This is a genomic window from Microbacterium sp. FG3, assembly GCF_057809335.1.
In genome coordinates this window covers 14,705-33,537 of sequence record NZ_JBMDJT010000005.1, presented here as the reverse complement: position 1 = coordinate 33,537, position 18,833 = coordinate 14,705, and the positions used below count along the sequence as shown (strand labels likewise).

The 18,833-nt window shown below is 71.2% G+C and carries 20 protein-coding genes and 1 tRNA gene; 11 read left to right on the top strand and 10 right to left on the bottom strand.

Features of this window, described 5'->3' with window-relative positions; all coding sequences use genetic code 11:
• Positions 1-14 precede the first annotated feature (14 nt).
• The 3 genes from ehuC to ehuA are packed head-to-tail and all read left to right on the top strand — an operon-like array spanning position 15 to position 2,195.
• The gene (gene ehuC, locus ACODR5_RS02975) at positions 15-740 is read left to right on the top strand and encodes an ectoine/hydroxyectoine ABC transporter permease subunit EhuC (protein ID WP_449853013.1); all 726 of its coding nucleotides are present in this window, start codon (positions 15-17) and stop codon (positions 738-740) included.
• Entirely contained in the window at positions 737-1,396 is a 660-nt protein-coding gene (gene ehuD / locus ACODR5_RS02970) for an ectoine/hydroxyectoine ABC transporter permease subunit EhuD (RefSeq protein ID WP_449853012.1), read from the top strand. Before ehuC ends, ehuD begins: the two co-directional genes overlap by 4 nt.
• Positions 1,380-2,195, top strand: coding sequence for an ectoine/hydroxyectoine ABC transporter ATP-binding protein EhuA (gene ehuA, locus ACODR5_RS02965; protein WP_449853011.1), 816 nt, complete (start codon positions 1,380-1,382; stop codon positions 2,193-2,195). Before ehuD ends, ehuA begins: the two co-directional genes overlap by 17 nt.
• A 19-nt stretch (positions 2,196-2,214) precedes the next feature.
• On the opposite strand, the gene ACODR5_RS02960 is transcribed toward ehuA, so the two are convergent.
• Positions 2,215-2,724 carry an Lrp/AsnC family transcriptional regulator gene (locus ACODR5_RS02960; protein ID WP_488982680.1) on the bottom strand — a complete coding sequence of 170 codons (510 nt, stop codon included), beginning with the start codon at positions 2,722-2,724 and terminating at the stop codon, positions 2,215-2,217.
• Positions 2,725-2,846: 122 nt separating this feature from the next.
• On the opposite strand from ACODR5_RS02960, the gene ald reads away from it, so the two are divergent.
• A complete protein-coding gene (gene ald, locus ACODR5_RS02955) occupies positions 2,847-3,944 on the top strand; it encodes an alanine dehydrogenase (protein WP_488982679.1) in 1,098 nt (365 codons plus the stop codon).
• A gap of 6 nt (positions 3,945-3,950) precedes the next feature.
• Here the strand turns inward: ald and mnhG are convergent, their stop codons facing one another.
• The 7 genes from mnhG to ACODR5_RS02920 all read right to left on the bottom strand — a co-directional run bounded on the left by mnhG (position 3,951) and on the right by ACODR5_RS02920 (position 11,166).
• Positions 3,951-4,298 (bottom strand): monovalent cation/H(+) antiporter subunit G, encoded by a 348-nt coding sequence (gene mnhG / locus ACODR5_RS02950; protein WP_488982678.1) that lies wholly within the window; start codon positions 4,296-4,298, stop codon positions 3,951-3,953.
• On the bottom strand, positions 4,295-4,558 hold the full coding sequence (locus ACODR5_RS02945) for an MrpF/PhaF family protein (RefSeq protein WP_488982677.1): 264 nt from the start codon (positions 4,556-4,558) through the stop codon (positions 4,295-4,297). Before ACODR5_RS02945 ends, mnhG begins: the two co-directional genes overlap by 4 nt.
• Positions 4,555-5,154: a Na+/H+ antiporter subunit E gene (locus ACODR5_RS02940; RefSeq protein ID WP_488982676.1), complete on the bottom strand. Its 600-nt coding sequence runs from the start codon at positions 5,152-5,154 to the stop codon at positions 4,555-4,557. Before ACODR5_RS02940 ends, ACODR5_RS02945 begins: the two co-directional genes overlap by 4 nt.
• Positions 5,151-6,713 carry a Na+/H+ antiporter subunit D gene (locus ACODR5_RS02935; protein WP_488982675.1) on the bottom strand — a complete coding sequence of 521 codons (1,563 nt, stop codon included), beginning with the start codon at positions 6,711-6,713 and terminating at the stop codon, positions 5,151-5,153. Before ACODR5_RS02935 ends, ACODR5_RS02940 begins: the two co-directional genes overlap by 4 nt.
• A complete protein-coding gene (locus ACODR5_RS02930; protein WP_460816031.1) occupies positions 6,710-7,324 on the bottom strand; it encodes a Na(+)/H(+) antiporter subunit C in 615 nt (204 codons plus the stop codon). Before ACODR5_RS02930 ends, ACODR5_RS02935 begins: the two co-directional genes overlap by 4 nt.
• Positions 7,321-10,296, bottom strand: a complete 2,976-nt coding sequence (locus ACODR5_RS02925) for a Na+/H+ antiporter subunit A (protein WP_488982674.1) — start codon at positions 10,294-10,296, stop codon at positions 7,321-7,323. Before ACODR5_RS02925 ends, ACODR5_RS02930 begins: the two co-directional genes overlap by 4 nt.
• 105 nt (positions 10,297-10,401) lie before the next feature.
• Positions 10,402-11,166: an LLM class oxidoreductase gene (locus tag ACODR5_RS02920; protein ID WP_488982673.1), complete on the bottom strand. Its 765-nt coding sequence runs from the start codon at positions 11,164-11,166 to the stop codon at positions 10,402-10,404.
• A 77-nt stretch (positions 11,167-11,243) separates the two neighbouring features.
• Here ACODR5_RS02920 and nucS point away from each other — a divergent pair, with 77 nt between their 5' ends.
• The 3 genes from nucS (at position 11,244) to ACODR5_RS02905 (ending at position 13,868) form a co-directional block, all read left to right on the top strand.
• Positions 11,244-11,939, top strand: a complete 696-nt coding sequence (gene nucS, locus ACODR5_RS02915) for an endonuclease NucS (RefSeq protein ID WP_449853001.1) — start codon at positions 11,244-11,246, stop codon at positions 11,937-11,939.
• 92 nt (positions 11,940-12,031) lie between these two features.
• Positions 12,032-12,700, top strand: coding sequence for an HAD hydrolase-like protein (locus ACODR5_RS02910; protein ID WP_460816035.1), 669 nt, complete (start codon positions 12,032-12,034; stop codon positions 12,698-12,700).
• A gap of 259 nt (positions 12,701-12,959) precedes the next feature.
• A complete protein-coding gene (locus tag ACODR5_RS02905) occupies positions 12,960-13,868 on the top strand; it encodes a MalY/PatB family protein (protein WP_488982672.1) in 909 nt (302 codons plus the stop codon).
• A gap of 73 nt (positions 13,869-13,941) precedes the next feature.
• Here the strand turns inward: ACODR5_RS02905 and ACODR5_RS02900 are convergent, their stop codons facing one another.
• A complete protein-coding gene (locus ACODR5_RS02900) occupies positions 13,942-14,148 on the bottom strand; it encodes a cold-shock protein (RefSeq protein WP_067028170.1) in 207 nt (68 codons plus the stop codon).
• 395 nt (positions 14,149-14,543) lie between these two features.
• Positions 14,544-14,630 (bottom strand) — tRNA-Leu (locus ACODR5_RS02895).
• A 176-nt stretch (positions 14,631-14,806) separates the two neighbouring features.
• Between ACODR5_RS02895 and ACODR5_RS02890 the strand changes: the two genes are divergently transcribed.
• The 4 genes from ACODR5_RS02890 to ACODR5_RS02875 are packed head-to-tail and all read left to right on the top strand — an operon-like array spanning position 14,807 to position 18,790.
• On the top strand, positions 14,807-15,529 hold the full coding sequence (locus tag ACODR5_RS02890) for an FHA domain-containing protein (protein WP_460816038.1): 723 nt from the start codon (positions 14,807-14,809) through the stop codon (positions 15,527-15,529).
• A gap of 4 nt (positions 15,530-15,533) precedes the next feature.
• Entirely contained in the window at positions 15,534-16,055 is a 522-nt protein-coding gene (locus ACODR5_RS02885; RefSeq protein WP_460816039.1) for an FHA domain-containing protein FhaB/FipA, read from the top strand.
• A 9-nt stretch (positions 16,056-16,064) separates the two neighbouring features.
• Positions 16,065-17,417, top strand: coding sequence for a PP2C family protein-serine/threonine phosphatase (locus ACODR5_RS02880; RefSeq protein ID WP_460816041.1), 1,353 nt, complete (start codon positions 16,065-16,067; stop codon positions 17,415-17,417).
• Complete coding sequence (locus ACODR5_RS02875; protein ID WP_449852986.1) at positions 17,414-18,790, top strand: FtsW/RodA/SpoVE family cell cycle protein; 1,377 nt, start codon at positions 17,414-17,416, stop codon at positions 18,788-18,790. Before ACODR5_RS02880 ends, ACODR5_RS02875 begins: the two co-directional genes overlap by 4 nt.
• Positions 18,791-18,833: the final 43 nt, after the last annotated feature.

Sequence of the window (18,833 nt, the reverse complement as noted above, 5' to 3'; positions counted from 1 at the left end):
GGCGCGGACCACTCGTGACCGATAATCTCGAGGCGCTCGGAAGGGCGCTGCCGCGGATCCTCGACGGGTTGCTGATCACCCTCGAGCTCACCGTGGGCGGCGCTCTCCTGGCGTTCGTCGTCGCCGTCGTCTTCGGGCTGCTCGCCCGCTTCCAGAACATCCTGATCCGCGGCATCGCCCGCGTCTTCATCGAGTTCTTCCGGGGCACGTCGCTGCTCGTGCAGCTGTTCTTCCTGTTCTTCGTGCTGCCGCTGCCGCCCATCAACCTCGAGATGGAGCCCGTGCTCGTGGGCATCGTCGCGCTGGGGCTGAACTACGGCGCGTACGGCGCCGAGGTGGTCCGCGGATCGATCAACGCGGTCCCCGCAGGGCAGTGGGAGGCGACGACGGCCCTGAGCCTGTCGCGCTTCCAGCGCATGCGCCGGGTGATCTTCCCCCAGGCGTGGGCGCTCATGATCCCGTCGCTGAACAACCTGCTGATCCAGCTGCTCAAGGGCACCGCGGCCGTGTACCTCATCACGATCGTCGACCTGACGGCCGAGCTGAACCGGCTGCGCGTCGACACCGACGTGTTCTTCGCGTACAGCATCGGCCTCATCCTGTACTTCGCCCTGGCCTACCTGCTGAGCCTCGTCATGAACGCGCTCGAGGTGCGCGCCAAGCACCGCCTCGGGCAGGGCGAGTCGCTGCGTGAGGCGCTGCGCTTCGCGAAGGCCGACACGAAGGGGACCGCCGCATGATCGATGAGAGCCCCTGGAACTGGGACCACGCGCTCGCGGCGCTGCCGCAGCTGCTGCAGGGCTTCTTCACCGTCACGCTGCTCGTGACGGTGGTCGGCAGCGCCATCGCCGCGCTGCTCGGCCTCGTCGTGGCGCTCGTGCGCCGCACGGCGCCGCGCCCCGTCGCGGGCGTCGTGGCGTTCGTCATGAACTTCGTGCGGATGACACCCATCGTCGTCCAGCTGCTGTTCGCCTACTACGCCTTCACGAGCGTGCCGCCGATCGTGCTGGGGATCGTCATCTTCGGCATCCACTACGCCAGCTACATGGCCGAGGTGTACCGGGCCGGGATCGACGCCGTGCCGCGCGGCCAGTGGGAGGCCGCCACGGCGCTGTCGATGTCGCCGCGGCGCACCTGGACCGCCGTGGTCATCCCGCAGGCGGTGCGATCCACGCTGCCGGCGCTCGGCAACTACGTCATCTCGATGTTCAAGGACACGCCGTTCCTCGCGGTCATCACCGTGACCGAGCTCGTGCGCGCCGCGCAGCTGTACGGCGGCCAGCACTTCCGCTACATCGAGGCGATCACCCTCGCGGGCCTCATCTTCCTGGCCGCGAGCTACCCGACATCCGTCCTCATCGGGCGATTGGAGAAGCGACTTGCCTACCGTTCCTGAGACCCACACCGGAGCCATCGCGCTGAGCGACGGCGAGGTGCCGGCCATCCGATTCGACAAGGTCGAGAAGCGGTTCGGCGACCACGTCGTGCTGCACGACCTCGACTTCACTGTGCGCCGGGGCGACCGCGTCACGCTCATCGGCCCGAGCGGATCGGGCAAGACGACGATCCTGCGCCTCCTCATGACGCTCGAGGAGGCCGACGCGGGGTACATCCTCATCGACGGGCAGCCGCTGACGCACGCCCGCCGCGGCGACCGGCGCGTGGCGCTCAAGGAGAAGCACCGCAACGAGATGCGCAAGCGCATCGGCATGGTGTTCCAGCAGTTCAACCTCTTCCCGAACATGACGGTGATGCAGAACATCATCGAGGCGCCCGTGCACGTGCTCGGGCTGTCGAAGGACGAGGCGATCGCCCGCGGCCGGCAGCTGCTGGAGAAGGTCGGCCTGCCCGACAAGGAGGACGCGCACCCCACCTCGCTGTCGGGCGGGCAGCAGCAGCGCGTGGCGATCGCCCGCGCCCTCGCCATGGAGCCAGAGATCCTGCTGCTCGACGAGGTCACGAGCGCGCTGGACCCCGAGGTCGTCGGCGAGGTCCTGAACATCCTCCGCGACGTCGCCGCCACCACCGACGTGACGATGCTCATCGTCACGCACGAGATGCAGTTCGCGCGCGACGTGTCCAACCGGGTGCTGATGTTCGACGGCGGCCGGATCGTGGAGGAGGGCTCCCCGGAGAAGATCTTCGGCTCCCCCGACGAGCAGCGCACGAAGGATTTCCTCTCCGCCGTGCTCTGAGCGCCGGGCCCTGAACGGGTCAGCTGAAGCTCGCCGCGACGCCGTTGCGGTGGTACTCGAAGATGAGGCTCGTCCGGGTCGCGGCGACGAACGCCTGGGTCGACAGATTGTCGACGACGAACTGCCGCACCTCGCTCGAGTCGCCCACGGCGATGTGCACCATGAAGTCGTCGGTGCCGCCCAGGAAGAACAGCTGCACGACCTGCGGCAGCGCGCGCACCTCGTCCGCGAAGCTCACGATGCTGTCGTGCCGTGTGCCGCCGCGCAGCGTCACGCCGATGATCGCCTGCAGGCCCCGCCCGAGCCGGCGGTGGTCCACGCTCGCGTGGAAGCCCGTGATGACGCCGCGCTCCGCGAGCGATCGCGTGCGGGCGTGCGCGGTGGACGGCGCGATGTCGAGGGCGGCGGCGAGGTCGGCGTTCGTGATGCGGCCGTCGCGCTCCAGGATCGCGACGATCCGCTGGTCGGTCTCGTCGAGCTCGATGGGCCGAAGCTTCCTCGGATCGGATGGCCCCAGCGCATCGGTCATGCAGGCGAGCGTACGCGGTCAGCCCAGGATGTCGAAGGATCTTCGCGCGTTACGCGACGGAAACGAATCTCCTGCGATCCTCGACGCAACCGCACACCCGTGTCGCTGAACGAGGAGCCCCGATGCGCGTCGGCATTCCCACCGAGATCAAGAACAACGAGAACCGCGTGGCCATCACGCCCGCGGGGGTCGACGCCCTCGCGCGACGAGGACACGAGGTGCTCGTGCAGGCCGGCGCCGGCGCGGGCTCGCGCATCGCGGACGCCGACTTCGCCGCCGCGGGCGCCCGGATCGTGCCGAGCGCCGCCGACGTGTGGGGCGACGCCGAGCTGCTCGTGAAGGTGAAGGAGCCGATCGCCGAGGAGTACCCGCACCTGCGCGACGACCTCACGCTCTTCGCCTACCTGCACCTCGCGGCCGACCGTCCGCTCACCGACGCGCTCGTCGCCGCCGGCACCACGGCCGTCGCCTACGAGACGGTGCAGCTGCCCGATCGCTCCCTGCCGCTGCTCACCCCGATGAGCGAGGTGGCGGGACGCCTGTCGATCGCCGTCGGCTCGTACCACCTGATGCGCGCGCAGGGCGGGCGCGGCGCCCTGCTGGGCGGCGTGGCCGGCACGCGCCGCGGCAAGGTCGTCGTCATCGGCGGCGGGGTTGCCGGCGAGCACGCCGCCGCGAACGCGCTCGGCCTCGGCGCGCAGGTGACCGTCCTCGACGTGAACCTGCCCCGGCTGCGCGAGCTGGAGCACCGCTACGGCAACGGCCTGCAGACCGCGCACTCCACGCGCTACGCCATCGCCGAGGCGCTCGCGGATGCGGATCTCGTGATCGGGTCGGTGCTCATCCCCGGCGCGGCCGCCCCGAAGCTCGTCACGGACGACATGGTCGCGGGCATGAAGCCCGGCGCCGTGCTCGTCGACATCGCGATCGACCAGGGCGGCTGCTTCGAGGGCTCGCACCCGACGACGCACGACGATCCCACCTTCGCGGTGCACGACACCCTCTACTACTGCGTCGCCAACATGCCGGGCGCCGTGCCCGAGACGTCGACGCGGGCGCTCACGAACGCGACGCTGCCGTACCTCACCGCGATCGCGGACCGCGGGTGGGATGCGGCGGCGGCGGCCGACTCGGCGCTCGCCCAGGGCCTCAACGTGCGGGGCGGGAAGGTCACGAACGCCGGCGTCGCGAGCGCCTTCGGCTACGCCCTGGCCAGCTGATCCGCCTCAGCTCTCGTCGCGCTCCTGCGCCAGCTCGTCCACGATGAGGCTGTCCGGGTTGTAGGTGCCGTTGCGGTACGCCTGCCGACCCACCATGTGCGCCGACAGCGGGGCCGTCGCCAGCTGGATGAGTACGACCGGCACGAGCATCGCCAGCACGGGCCACGACCGCATCGTGAGCGCGATCGCCGTGGCGATCAGCAGCAGCCCGAGCACCTGCGGCTTCGTCGCGGCGTGCAGGCGCGAGAGCACGTCGCCCAGGCCCAGCAGACCGATCGATGCGATGAGGCACAGCAGCGCGCCCGCCAGCACGAGCACCAGCGCGACGGCGTCGAGCACGGATTCGAGGGTCACTGGTCCCTCCTCGCCACGAAGCGGGCCACCGCCACGGTCCCGAAGACCCCGATCGCCGCGATGATCAGCATGATGGGCAGCGTGTCGGTGTGACGGTTGATCACCATCTCGGCCCCGATCAGGCACATCACCTCGGTGAGCAGCACGTCGCTCGCCACGGCGCGATCGAGGATCGACGGCCCGCGCACGAGGCGCACGAGCGCGATCGCGGCCGCCGCGGCGAACACCACGGCGATGATCGTCACGAGCACGCCCGTCATTCCGCACCTCCCGCGTCCGTGCGATCCGCATCCGCGCGATCCGCAATGGGCTCGGCGCCCTCGCGCAGGGCCTTGAGCTGCGCCCTCGTGCCCACGGCCGCGACGGCGCGCTCCTCCCAGTGCTGCACGCGGCGGCGCTGCGCCTCGACCGCCGCCTCGTCCCTCATGCCGATGGCGTGCAGGTAGAGCACCCGCCGCTCGCGGTCGGCCTCGATCACGGTGGATCCGGGGATCAGGGAGGAGACGACGGCGACGTGCGTCATGATCAGGTCGTCGTCCACGCGCAGCGGCACCCGGATGATGGCGGCGCGCGTCGGGCCGGGGCGCAGCACCTCCCACGTCACGCTCAGCGCACCCTGGACGAGCTCGACGAGGAACGTCACCCCGAACACCACGCCGTACCAGAGGTTGACGCGCCCCGACATCTGGGCGGCGGGAAGCCGGAACCACGTGCTCACGAAGATCGCGACGAGCACGCCCGTGATGAGCGCCAGCATGGTGAGCTGCCCCCACAGCAGCATCCAGAGCACGACCAGCCAGACGAAGAACGGCAGCTGACGCCAGAACAGCTTCAGACGGGCACGGAGATCGATCACGGCTGCGCCTCCGCATCATCGAGCTCGACGAGCGAGATGGGCTGGAGCAGCGATTGGCCGATCCGGTCGCAGATGGCGTACAGCGGCCCGGCGAACACCGTCAGCCCCACCGAGAGCACGACCATGCCGGCCGTCGCGGCCGTCATGATGCGCGGGATCACCCGGCGCTCGCTCTGCTGCTGCGCCTCGGGCGATCCGCCGAGGTAGGCGATGCGCGCCTCCGTCTCGCTCGAGTCCTCCTGCTCGCGCCAGAACGATAGGTTCCACGCCCGCATCAGCGCGTACAGCGTGAGAAGGGACGTGACGATCCCGCCCACGATGAGCACGTACATCAGCGGATCGCCCTGCTCGGCGGCCGCGTCGAACAGCGCGTACTTGCCCAGGAAGCCCGAGAAGGGCGGCAGCCCGCCGAGGTTCAGGGCGGGGATGAAGTAGAGCACGGCGATGAGCGGAGCGGCCGCCATGAGCCCCTTGACCTTCAGGATCGACGTCGATCCCGCGCGCCGCTCGATGAGCCCGACCGCGAGGAACAGCGTCGTCTGCACGACGATGTGGTGGACCATGTAGTAGATCGTCGCGCCGACGGCGGCCTCGGTGCTGATCGCGAGCCCGAACACCATGTAGCCGACGTGGCTCACGAGCGTGAACGACAGGATCCGCTTCAGCTCGGCCTGCGCCACGGCGCCGAGGATGCCGACGATCATCGTCGCGAGCGCCACGATCAGCAGCAGCGGATTGATGTCGCTGTCCTGGAACAGCTGCGTCTCCGTGCGGATGAGCGCGTACACGCCCACCTTCGTCAGCAGGCCCGCGAACACCGCCGTCACCGGCGCGGGCGCCGTCGGATACGAGTCGGGCAGCCAGAACGACAGCGGGAACACCGCCGCCTTGATGGCGAAGGCCAGCACGAGCAGCAGGTGCAGCAGCAGCTGCACGTCGTCGGGCAGCTCGACCATGCGCTCGGCGATGTGCGCCATGTTCACCGTGCCGAGCGCGCCGTAGATCATCGCGATCGCCGAGAGGAACAGGATGCTCGACACGAGCGAGACGACGATGTACACGGTGCCGGTGCGGATGCGCGACTCCGTGCTGCCGAGCGTGATGAGCACGTACGAGGCCACGAGCAGGATCTCGAAGCCCACGTAGAGGTTGAACAGGTCGCCGGCGATGAACGCGTCGAAGATGCCCGCCGCGAGGATGAGGTACGACGGGTGGAAGATCGACACGGGCGTCTCGTCGTCGCCGTCCGCGGCGCCCTGGCCGACCGAGAACAGCAGGACGGCCAGCAGCACGACGCTCGAGACGGCCACGAGCAGGGCCGAGAGCCGGTCGACGTAGAGCACGATGCCGAAGGGCAGATCCCAGCCCGCCACGCTCACGGCGAGCGGGTTGCCGGCGTCGACGACGAGCAGCAGCACGACGGCGATGACGAAGGTCAGCGTGAGCGTGGCGATCGACACGCTCACCTGCCAGCGTCGGTGATGGCCGAGGACGAGCGTGACGGCCGCTCCCAGCAGGGGCAGCACCACGAGCATCGGCACGAGGAGGCTCCAGCTCATCGCTTCCCCTCCCCCTCGCCGGATCCGCCGGCATCCGATCCGCCGGCCGCCGATCCGTCCCCGTCGTTCGGCCCGTCGTCCGACCCGTCGACGCCGTATGCGCCCGTCGGCATATCCACGGGCGCGTCCTCCGCGATCGCCGACATGTCGGCCGATCCGAGCACGCGCAGCGGGATGGGCGCGCCGTCGACGAACTCCGTCGTCGCCTCGTCCTCGGTGGCGGCGTCCTCCGCCTCGTCCTCCATGGCGTCCTCGGTGCCCGCCGCGGTCTCGCGCAGCGCCAGGTCCTCGGCGTCGTCCATGACGGTGTCGGCCTGGCCCAGCTGCCACGAGCGGTAGATGAGGGCCAGCAGGAACGCGCTCACGGCGAACGTGATGACGATGGCGGTGAGCATGAGCGCCTGCGGCAGCGGATCGCTCTGCGGTTCGTCGGCACCATAGAAGGGCGCGGTCCCCGGGAAGCCCATGACGATGAGAAGCAGCAGGTTCGTCGCGTTGCCCAGCAGCAGGAAGCCGATGAGAACGCGCGTCAGGCTGCGCTCGAGCATGGCGTAGACGCCGCCGGCGTACAGCGCGGCCATGACGATGACGAGGGTGAGCGAGACGCTCATCGCGTCACCTCCACGCCGCCGGTGTGGGCATCGGGCGACGGCGAGCTGTGGAACGTCTCGTCCGAGGACTCCTTCAGCTGCCTGTCGACCTCGGCCCCGAGGCTGCGCAGCACGTCGAGCACGAGCCCGATGACGACCAGGTAGACGCCCATGTCGAAGATCGTCGAGCTGACGAACTCGATGTGGCCGACCACCGGCAGGTCGGCCTGCCACACCGCGCGGGTGAGCGGGTCGAGGCCGAAGAGCATGGGGGCGAGCGCCGTGCCGACGGCCAGGATCATGCCCACGCCCAGCAGCTGACCGGCGTCGCCCGGGGCGGCCGCGCCCAGCTCCCAGCGCCCGCCGGCCACGTAGCGCATGACGAGGGCCATGCCCGCGACGAGGCCGCCGGCGAAGCCGCCGCCCGGCAGGTTGTGGCCGGCGAAGAGCAGGTAGATCGACACGACGATGATCGTGTGGAACAGGACTCGCACGACCACCTCGAGGATGATCGAGCGCGATTCGGCGCGCAGCTTCTGACCGCCCACGAGCCAGGCGCGCGGGCTGTCGCGGTTGTCGGCCGTCTGCGGGCGCAGGCCGTCGGTGGTCTCGACGAGCGGCCGGCGCGAGGCCTTGTTCGCGGCGATCCGGCTGCGCAGCGGCAGGCGGCGGCTCAGGCGGGTGAGGGTGTCGTCGGTGCGGTGCGTCACGAACACGAGCGAGGCGACGCCCGTCGCGGCGAGCACGAGCACCGACAGCTCGCCCATGGTGTCCCAGCCGCGCAGGTCGACGAGCGCGACGTTGACGACGTTCTTGCCGTGCCCGATCTCGTACGCGAGCTCGGTCCACGACGCCGACACCGGTTCGTGCACGCGCGCGCCCGTGGCGATGACGACGAGGAACGCCATGGTCACGCCGACGGCGACGCCGATCACGGCGCGCAGCAGCGGCACCGAGCTGCCGCTGTGGGCGCCCAGCCGCGACGGCAGCCGGCGCAGCACGAGCGCGAACGCCACGAGGGTGACCGCCTCGACGAGCACCTGCGTGAGGGCGAGATCGGGCGCGCCCATGCTCGCGAACAGGGCGACCATGCCGAGGCCCGTGACCGAGACGAGCACGACGCCCGTGTAGCGCTTGCGGGCCATCACGGCGATGATCCCCGCGAGGATCATGATCGGCGCGGCGGCGAGCTGGAGGGGGTGCTGCCAGGAGTCGAGCTCGACGCGCCACTCGCGGCCCGCGAGCAGCACCGTGCCCTCGGCCGCGATGAAGACGAGGAACACCGTGCCGACGTAGATGGGGAGCGATCCGCGCTGCGTGAAGCGCGTGACGATCACCGACAGGCGATCGACGGCGCGCACGGCCAGGAAGTACACGTCCGACGCCGTGAACGGCAGCACCCGGCCCGAGGCGTCCCAGCGGCTCGCGCGGGCGGCCCAGAACACGACCGCGCCGAGGGCGAGCGTGCCGAGCGAGATGAACAGCGCGGGCTGCAGGCCGTGCCACAGCACGAGGTGCCCGTGCGCCTCGCCCGGTGCCGTATCGGCGTACGGCACGAGGAGCCGCTCGATCCACGGTCCGGCGAGCCCCCCGGCCAGCGCCAGGACGGCCAGGGTGATGGGGGCGGCGAGGAAGCCGAGCGGCGGATCGGGCCACTCGGTCGTGGGCCGGGGGTGCCCGGCCCCGTCGCGCTTGACCCAGAAGGCGCCCCACAGGAAGCGGATGCCGTAGGCCACCGTGAGCACCGACCCGAGCGACACCCCGATGAGCGCGGCCCAGCCCCATGCGCCCCCGGCGAGCGCGTCGTCGACGAGCGCCGTGAGCGCGGCCTCCTTGGCGACGAAGCCGAGCGTGGGTGCGACTCCGGCCATCGACGCCACGGCCACGAGCGAGACGATCGCCATCGTGGGCGCCTGCCGCGCGAGCCCGCTGAGCTCGTCCACGTCGCGCGTGGACAGCTGCCGGTCGATGACGCCGACGACGAGGAAGAGCGTCGACTTGAACAGGGCGTGCGCGAGCACAAGCGCGCCGCCCGCGAGCGCCGCGTCGCGCGTGCCGAAGCCCACGACGACCGCGATGAACCCGAGCTGGCTCACGGTGCCGAACGCGAGGATGCGCTTCAGGTCGTTCTCGCGCAGGGCCTGGACGCCGCCGAGCAGCATCGTGAGCAGCCCGAGCGAGACGACGATGGGCCGCCACGGCCCCGTCTCGGCGAAGAAGGGCGCGAACAGGGCGAGCAGGTAGACGCCCGCCTTCACCATGGCCGCCGCGTGCAGATAGGCGCTCACCGGCGTGGGCGCCGCCATCGCGCCGGGCAGCCAGAAGTGGAAGGGGAAGATGGCCGACTTGCTCAGCGCGCCCACGAGCACGAGCACGAGCGCCGTGTTCACCATCGCGCCCGCCGGCGGATCGGCGAGCAGGGCCGAGATGCTCGTCGTGCCGCTGACGGCGACGAGCATCACGACGCCCACGAGCATCACGAGCCCGCCGAGCGTCGTCACGAGGAGCGCCTGCAGCGCGGCGCGGCGGCTGGCGGCGCGCAGGTGGTTGTGCCCGATCAGGAGGTACGACAGGATGCTCGTCGCCTCCCAGAACATCACGAGCAGCACGAGGTCGTCCGTGAGCACGAGCCCGTACATCGCGCCGGCGAACGCGAGCAGCACGCCCGCGAACCGCCCGATCCCGTCGGCCGTGCCGCGGAAGTAGACGACGCAGTAGATCATCACGAGCGCGCCCACGCCCGTGACGATGAGCGCCATCAGCGCCCCGAGCGCGTCGAGCTGCATGGAGAGGCGGATGTCGAGCGCCTCGATCCACACCCAGGACTCCGCGACGACGCCGCCATCGGCCACGAGCGGCAGCTGCAGCACCGTGTGCACGAAGGCCGCGAGGGGGAACACGGCGGCGACGAGGAAGACGCGGGGGCCGAGCGGCCGCGCGAGCAGCGCCGTGAGGACGGAGCCCACCGCGAACGACAGCAGCAGAGCGAGCATGGGCGGCTCCTCTCGCTCTGCCGAGCAGGGGTCATCGTGGGCTTTTGTCTATTCTAGCGGGCACTGCCGTGGCGGCGCTGGTCGATCCATTCCGCCGCGGGAATGTCATGCCAGCGCCCGGATGAGTTCGAGGTGCTCCGCGGCGTCGTCGGCGGCCGTGATCCCGCGCACGACGACCTCGTCGACGATCCCCTCGTACTCCCGCAGTCGCGACGGGATGTCCGCCGGATCGTCGGCAAGGATCGCGGAGGCGGCGGGCTCGTACCCGTACCGGGCGAAGTTCGCCGCGTAGGTGGGGATCGCGCCGTACCGTTCCGCCTCCTCCCGCAGCCGGTCGTGTGCCGGCGGCAGCGCCGTGCGCACGTAGAGGGCGAGCTGCGAGCCGCCCTCGGGGTCGTCGGCGTCGCGATCCGCCCGCGCCTGCCGCGCGGCCTCCGGGGTGAGCCAGTTCAGGAGCACGCCGTCGGCCTCGGTCACGCCGAGCCGGCGCATCCGCGGGCCCAGCGCGCCCACGACGACCGGCACGCCGAGATCGGCGCGCAGCCGCGCCGCCGCCTCGCCCGCGGTGGTGAGCGGGCTCGGCTTTGCGCTCGCCCCGATGCCGATCACCGTGCGCTCCGGCGGCAGCCGCAGCGCGCGCACCCGCGCGACGATCTCGTCCGCCGGGTACAGGTCCACCGGGATCACGCCGGCGGCCACGCGCAGCGTCGTCGTCTCGGCGGCGGCCGCGGCCATGGCGCCCAGCGCGTCGCCGTGCCGCCCCGGCTGGTTCACCCAGAGGGTGTCGACGCGCGCCCTCTCGAGCTCGGGCGCGATCGCCCGTACCGTCTCCACCGCCAGCCCACCCGTGATCCCGTACCCGATGCGCATGACCTCAACCTATCCGCGCGCGCCGGCCGGCGGCAGGGGCGGCGACCGCGGGGAGGGGTGGCGGGTAGGCTCATCCGGTGCGCCTCGTCATCGCCCAGTGCTCGGTGGACTACACCGGCCGGCTCAACGCGCACCTGCCGCTCGCCAAGCGCGTGCTCATGCACAAGGGCGACGGCAGCGTGCTCATCCACTCCGACGGCGGCTCGTACAAGCCGCTGAACTGGATGAGCCCGCCGTGCCGCGTCGACGTGATGGCGCCGGAGGAGGAGCTCGCCGAGGCGGGCGTCGTCGAGGTGTGGAAGGTCACGCACCAGAAGACCGGCGACGCGCTGACGGTGCGGATCCACGAGATCTTCAGCGACTCCTCGCACGACCTCGGCGTGGACCCCGGCCTCATCAAGGACGGCGTCGAGTCCGACCTGCAGCGCCTGCTGGCCGAGCAGGTGGAACGGATCGTGGAGGGCGCGACCCTCGTGCGCCGCGAGTACCCCACCGCGATCGGCCCGGTCGACCTGCTCGTGCGCGACGCCCAGGGGGCGCCGATCGCCGTCGAGGTGAAGCGCCGCGGCGACATCGACGGCGTCGAGCAGCTCACCCGATACCTCGAGCTGCTGGGGCGGGATCCGATCCTCACGGGCATCCGGGGCGTGTTCGCCGCCCAGGAGATCAAGCCGCAGGCGCGCGTGCTGGCCGAGGACCGCGGCATCACGTGCCTCGTGCTCGACTACGACGACATGAAGGGCATCGAGTCGGGCGTGCCCCGCCTGTTCTGATTCCGCGAACCCGCCCTCGTTCCGCGAACCCGCCCCGGATCGGGCGCGGGCTCGACGATCGGGTGCGGGTTCGCGGGCGATAGGCTCGAGGCATGTCGTCGTCCCCCTGGTCCTGCGTCCTCTGGGACGTCGACGGCACGGTCGCCGACGCCTCCGCCGGCATCCTGCCCCGCATCACCGAGGTGCTCACGCAGCTCGGCCGCACGCCCCCGGAGCCCGAGGAGCTGCGGCACTGGATCGGCCCTCCCATGCTCGAGTCGTTCGAGGTGCGCGGCCTGCTCTCGCCCGACGAGGCCGTCGAGGCGGTGCGGAGGTACCGCGAGCTCGCGGCGCGCGACGGCTACGCCGCCTCCGTGCGCCTGTACGACGGGGTCGCCGACCTGATCCGCGCGCTGCACGAGGCCGGGGTCCCCCAGGCCACCGCGAGCACGAAGCCCGAGAACCAGGTGAAGGCGATCCTCGAGCACTACGGCCTCACGTCGTGCTTCGTCACGATCGTCGGCGCCCGCGCCGAGGCGACCGTGCTCGACACCAAGACCGACGTGATGCGCCGCGCGCTGGATCGCCTCACCGAGGCCGGCGTCGATGTGTCGCGCCCCGTGCTCGTGGGCGACCGCCATCACGACGTGGACGGCGGCGCCGCCCTCGGCGTGCCCGTGATCTTCGCCCGCTGGGGCTTCGGCAACCCGGGCGAGGAGGAGGGCGCGAGCGCGGTGGTCGACGACGCCGGCCAGCTGCGCGAGCTGCTTCTCACCGACTGATCGCCCACACGGAGGCACGCATGACACAGCCCGCACCCGACATGGCCGCGGTGTTCGACGCGGTCACCGCCGAGCAGCTCCGCGCCGCGGGGTCGATCAAGTGGACCCTCTTCCCCGACACGATCGCGGCCTGGGTGGCGGAGATGGACTTCGGCACCGCGCCGGTCGTCACCGAGGCGCTGCACGCCGCCGTCGACGCCGGTGCGTTCGGCTACCTGCCTCCCGCGTTCGCGACGCGGCTCGGCGAGGCGTTCGCCACGTGGTCGGCGACGTCAAGCCGATGCCCGACGTCATCGCGGCGCTCGAGCTCGCGATCGAGCACTTCAGCGCCCCGGGCTCCGCGGTCGTCCTGCCCACGCCGGCGTACATGCCGTTCCTCACCGTGCCGCTCGCCCACGGCCGGCGGATCATCCAGGTGCCGATGATCCGCACCGCCGACGGCTGGGAGTACGACCTCGACGCCCTCGACGCCGCCTTCGCGGATGGCGGCGGGCTGCTCGTGCTCTGCAACCCGCACAACCCGATCGGGCGCGTGCTGCGCCGCGACGAGATGGCCGCCATCGGCGAGGTCGTCGCCCGCCACGGCGGTCGCGTGTTCTCGGACGAGATCCACGCGCCGCTCGTCTACGACGCGCCCCACGTGCCCTACGCCTCGGTCAACGCGGTCAACGCCGGTCACACCATCACGGCGACGTCGGCGTCGAAGGCCTGGAACCTGCCCGGGCTCAAGTGCGCGCAGCTCATCCTCTCCAACGACGCGGATCGCGCCTACTGGCAGGAGCACGGGCAGTCGTTCGGTCACGGCGCGGCGAATCTCGGCGTGATCGCGAACACCGCGGCCTACTCCGCCGGCGGCGCCTGGCTCGACGGCGTGGTGTCGTACCTCGACGGCAACCGCCGACTGCTGGCCGACCTCGTCGCCGAGCACCTGCCCGGCGTGGTCTACACGCCGCCGGAGGGAACGTACCTGGCGTGGCTCGAATGCGCCGCCCTCGGCCTCGAGGGATCGCCGGCCGAATTCTTCCGCGAGCACGCGGGCGTCGTCACGACCGACGGCGCGATGTGCGGCGCCGGGGCGGAGACGGCCATCCGGTTCAACATCGCCATGCCGCGCCCCCTGCTGGAGCAGGCGATCGCCGCAATGGGTGCGGCGCTGCGCGCCCGCTGATCCGCCTCGCCCGCGCGGGGGCAAGACGAAAGCCCCACCCGCCTGAGCGGATGGGGCTTGTCGGTGATCCGGACTACAGCGGCCGGATGTTCTCCGCCTGAAGACCCTTGGGGCCCTGGGCGATCTCGAACTCCACGCGCTGGTTCTCTTCCAGCGAGCGGTAGCCCGACGACTCGATTGCGGTGTAGTGCGCGAAGACGTCGGAGCCGCCCTCGTCAGGAGAGATGAAGCCGAAGCCCTTCTCCGAGTTGAACCACTTGACGGTGCCCTGCGTGCTCATTTACTGCCGTTCTATAGAAATTCGGCCGCCGTAGTGTTGTCGACGACCAAGGCCCACGCTAGCCGGTCGCGGCTGTGAGCGATAGGGGAACGGCGTAAAGAATGGAAACAGCCCTCACCGTTGGGGGGAAACAGTGAGGGCCGGACGACCGAGAGAGGACGTCGGGCATTATGTTACGCCAGGTGTCCCCCAAACGGCGGACACGTGCCCATCCTCCCCGGGCACTCCCCCGAACCCGGGTCCGATCCCTCGCACCGGGCGTCGCCCCGCCCGTCGCCCACCGCCCGGCGTCGCGAAGCGCCGCATCGGGGGCGGTGGGGTCGCCCCCCGCACAGACAAACGCAGATGGCCCCTGGGAAGCGACATCCGTCGCGACCAGGGGCCATCCATCTGCGTGGTGCGCGAGGGGGGACTTGAACCCCCACGTCCGTAAGGACACTGGCACCTGAAGCCAGCGCGTCTACCTATTCCGCCACTCGCGCGAGGCGGCCTGCGACCGCACTCAACCAAGCGAGGATATCACGGCGCACGGGGCCGTCACGAACCGGCCGGGGTGCCGTGCGAGGACCCCGGCGCGTGTCGCGAAAGGCCCCGCCACCGTCCATACAGATGCCCTGGCTACGATGGCCGCAACCGATACGCCCCGCGGAGGAGCCACATGGGACTGCTGGACAGCTTCGAGAAGGGTCTCGAACGCGCCGTGAACGGTGCGTTCGCGAAGACCTTCCGCAGCGGCATTCAGCCCGTCGAAATCGCCTCCGCGCTGCGCCGCGAGCTCGACACGAAGGCCGCCGTGGTCAGCCGCGACCGCATCCTCGTGCCGAACGAGCTGACGGCGCGGCTGAATCCCACCGACGAGGAGCGCATGGCGCGCCTCGGCTCGGCGCTGCACACCGAGCTCGACGAGATGGTGCGCAAGCACGCGGCCTCGCAGGGGTACAGCTTCGCCGGCGCCGTGCGCATCGCGATCCGCGCCGACGAGCAGGTCTCCACCGGAACGATCGCGGTCGACTCCCGCTCGGCGGAGGGCGACGTCTCGTGGCAGCCCGTGGTCGAGATCGGCGGGCGGCGCCACCCGCTGCGCGGCGCGCGCACGGTGATCGGCCGCGGCAGCGACGCCGACATCACGATCGCCGACACGGGCACGAGCCGCAAGCACGTCGAGATCCTGTGGGACGGGCGGAACGCGATGATGCGGGATCTCGGATCGACGAACGGCTCGAAGGTCGACGGGCGCGCCACGAAGCAGGCGCCGCTGACGTCCGGATCGGTCGTGCGCATCGGCCGCACCGATATCGTGTTCCGCGTCGTGCCGCAGTCGGCGCCGCGGAGCGCGCCCGGCACGAGCGCCACGCGCCTGTTCGACGCCCAGGAGAGCTGAAGACGTGACCGATCTGACCCTGCTGATCCTGCGCGGCGGCTTCCTGCTGCTGATGTGGCTGTTCGTGCTGTCGGTCGTGTTCGCGCTGCGTGCCGACCTGTTCGGCGGCCGCGTGCGGCGTCTGCCGGAGTCCGCGGCGAGCGCGCCGCGGCCGGCCGCCGCGAAGGCGCCCTCCACTCCCCCGACGCCCAGCCCGGCGGTCGGATCGAGCGGGCCGGCGACGACCTCCACGGTGAACCGGATCGTCATCACGTCCGGCCCGAAGGCGGGCCTCGAGCTGCCCCTCGGCACCGAGCCGCTGACGATCGGCCGCTCCTCGGAGGCCGGCCTCGTCATCCGCGACGACTACACCTCCAGCCACCACGCGCGTCTCGTGCTGTGGGGCGACCAGTGGATGATCCAGGATCTCGACTCGACGAACGGCACCCTGCACGACGGCGAGCGCGTGCAGCCCTCGTCCCCCGTGCCCGTGCAGGCCGGCGCCCCCATCAAGGTCGGCGCCACGACGTTCGAGCTGCGGAAGTAACCCGAACGCATGGTCTTCGAGGGCTCGAGCGCCGCCATCTCCCACACGGGAAAGGTGCGGACGAACAACCAGGACTCCGGGTACGCCGGGTCCAACCTGTTCGTCGTCGCCGACGGGATGGGCGGGCACGCGGGCGGCGACGTCGCCTCGAGCGTGGCCGTGAACCGGCTGCAGGCCCTCGACCGGGCGTTCGAGACCCCGCAGGAGGCCGAGGCCGAGCTGCGCGACACGATCGCCGACACGGCGGGCGACCTCATCCAGCTCGTCACCCGCCGGCCCGAGCTGGCCGGCCTCGGCACCACGGTGAGCGCGATCGCGATGGTCGACGAGTGGGCCGTCATCGCGCACATCGGCGACTCGCGCATCTACCTGTGGCGCGACGGCGAGCTGACGCAGATCACGAACGACCACACGTTCGTCCAGCGCCTGGTCGACTCGGGCCGCATCACGCCGGAGGAGGCGCGGTACCACCCCCGCCGATCCGTGCTGATGCGCGTACTCGGCGACATGGACGCGAATCCCGAGATCGACACCTTCATCATGCAGACCCGACCGGGCGACCGGTGGGTGCTGTGCTCCGACGGCCTGTCGGGCGTGGTGGACGAGCAGCACATCGCCAAGGTGCTGCGGCGCGACGAGGCGCCGGGGCGCACGGCCGACGCGCTGCTGCGCCAGACGCTCGACGGCGGCGCGCCCGACAACGTGACGATCGTCATCGTCGACGTGGGCGGCCAGCACCCCACCTTCCTCGCCGCGCCGTCGGTCGTGGGCTCGGCCTCCAATCCCCAGGGCGTCAGCCTGCCCGCCGCCACGCGATCCGGTCTGCCGACCGGCTGGCTGCATCCCCGCAGCCAGGCGGCGAACGAGCCCAGCCACTTCGAGCCGGACTCGGACTACCTCGAGGAGCTCATCGCCGAGGACCGTCGGCGCGCGCGGCGGCGCCGCATCGGCGCGATCGTCGCGATCGTGCTGCTGGTCGGCATCCTCGCCGCCGGATTCGCCGGCTTCTACAGCTGGACGCAGACCCGCTACTTCGTGGGCGCCGACGAGGACACCGTGGTCGTCTACCAGGGCGTGCAGGCGAACCTCGGACCGATCACCCTCGCCCGGCCGTACGAGGACACCGAGATCCCGCTCGACGAGCTGACCGACGCCAACCGCGCGGCGGTGGAGCGCACGATCACCGCGCGCTCGCTCGCGCACGCAGAGGAGATCGTCGACCGCCTCGAGGCCAACCTCCCCGCCGAGGACGAGGAGGCCACCCCCACGCCGTCGCCCTCGTCGAGCACCGCGGTGCCCACCATCCCGAACCCCGTGCCCACCGACGAGCCCACCCAGACGCCCGACGGAGGTGAGGGATGACCGACGTCGCCGCCGACACCGCGGTCCTCAAGGCCCTGCGCCGCGTGCGCACGCCCGCACCGCGCCGCAACCGCGAGCTGCTCCTGCTGCTGTTCGCCATCGTCCTGTCCACGGGCGCCATGGTGCTCGTGCAGTTCGGCGCCCTCGGCGAGCTGTCGACGACCGAGCTCGTGCTCTCGGGGCTGCTGGGCGCCCTCGCGCTGGCCCTGCACGTGGTGCTGCGCATGCGCGCACCCGACGCCGACCCGCTCGTCCTGCCGATCGCATTCCTGCTGACGGGGCTCGGCATCGCCGAGATCTATCGGATCGGGCTCTCGGGCGCCGACGGCACGAGCCCCACGGCGGGCAGCAGCCAGATCGCGTACGCGGCGGTGTCGATCCTGCTGGCCGGCGCGGTCGTGTGGCTGCTCGGGAACTACCGCATCCTGTTCCGGTACACGTACCTCTTCGGCCTGGCGGGCATCGTCCTGCTGCTGCTGCCGTTCATCCCGTTCCTCAACGGCGGCGGCAACGCGCAGGTGTGGATCCAGATCGCGGGCTTCAACTTCCAGCCGGGCGAGATCGCCAAGATCTGCCTCGCGATCTTCTTCGCCGGCTACCTCGTGCGCACGCGCGAGAGCCTCGCCACGACGGGGCGGAAGTTCCTGGGCTTCACGTTCCCGCGCGCCCGCGAGTTCGGCCCGATCCTCGTGATCTGGCTCGTCTCGCTCGCCATCATCGTGTTCCAGCGCGACCTCGGCACGGGGCTGCTCGTGTTCGGCATGTTCGTCGCGACGCTCTACGTGGCCACGGGCAAGACCGGGTGGATGCTCATCGGCGTGCTCCTCGCGCTCGGCGGCGCCATCGCCGCGGCCTTCACCCTGGAGTACGTCGGCTGGCGCTTCACGAACTGGCTCGACGCGTTCGACCCGGAGGTATACGACAGGCCGGGCGGCAGCTTCCAGCTCGTGCAGGGCATCTTCGGCCTCGCGCACGGCGGCCTGTTCGGCACCGGGCTCGGGCAGGGACGGCCGTACATCACGCCCGTGTCGCAGAGCGACTACATCCTGCCCTCGCTCGGCGAGGAGCTCGGGCTCGTCGGCATCTTCGCGATCCTCTCGCTCTACCTCGTCTTCGTCGGGCGCGGCCTGCGGATCGGCGTGGCCGGGCAGGACGACTTCGGCAAGCTGCTGGCGACGGCGCTGTCGTTCACCCTCGCGCTGCAGGTGTTCGTCATGGTCGGCGGCGTCACGCGCCTGCTGCCGCTGACGGGCCTGACCACGCCGTTCCTCGCGGCGGGCGGATCGTCGCTCGTGGCGAACTGGATCATCGTGGCGCTCGTGCTGCGCATCAGCGATGCGGTGCGCCAGCAGCCGAGGGCGGTGATCGGATGACGATCGTGACCTCGACTCGCTGCGCTCGCTCGGCCCGTCTCGG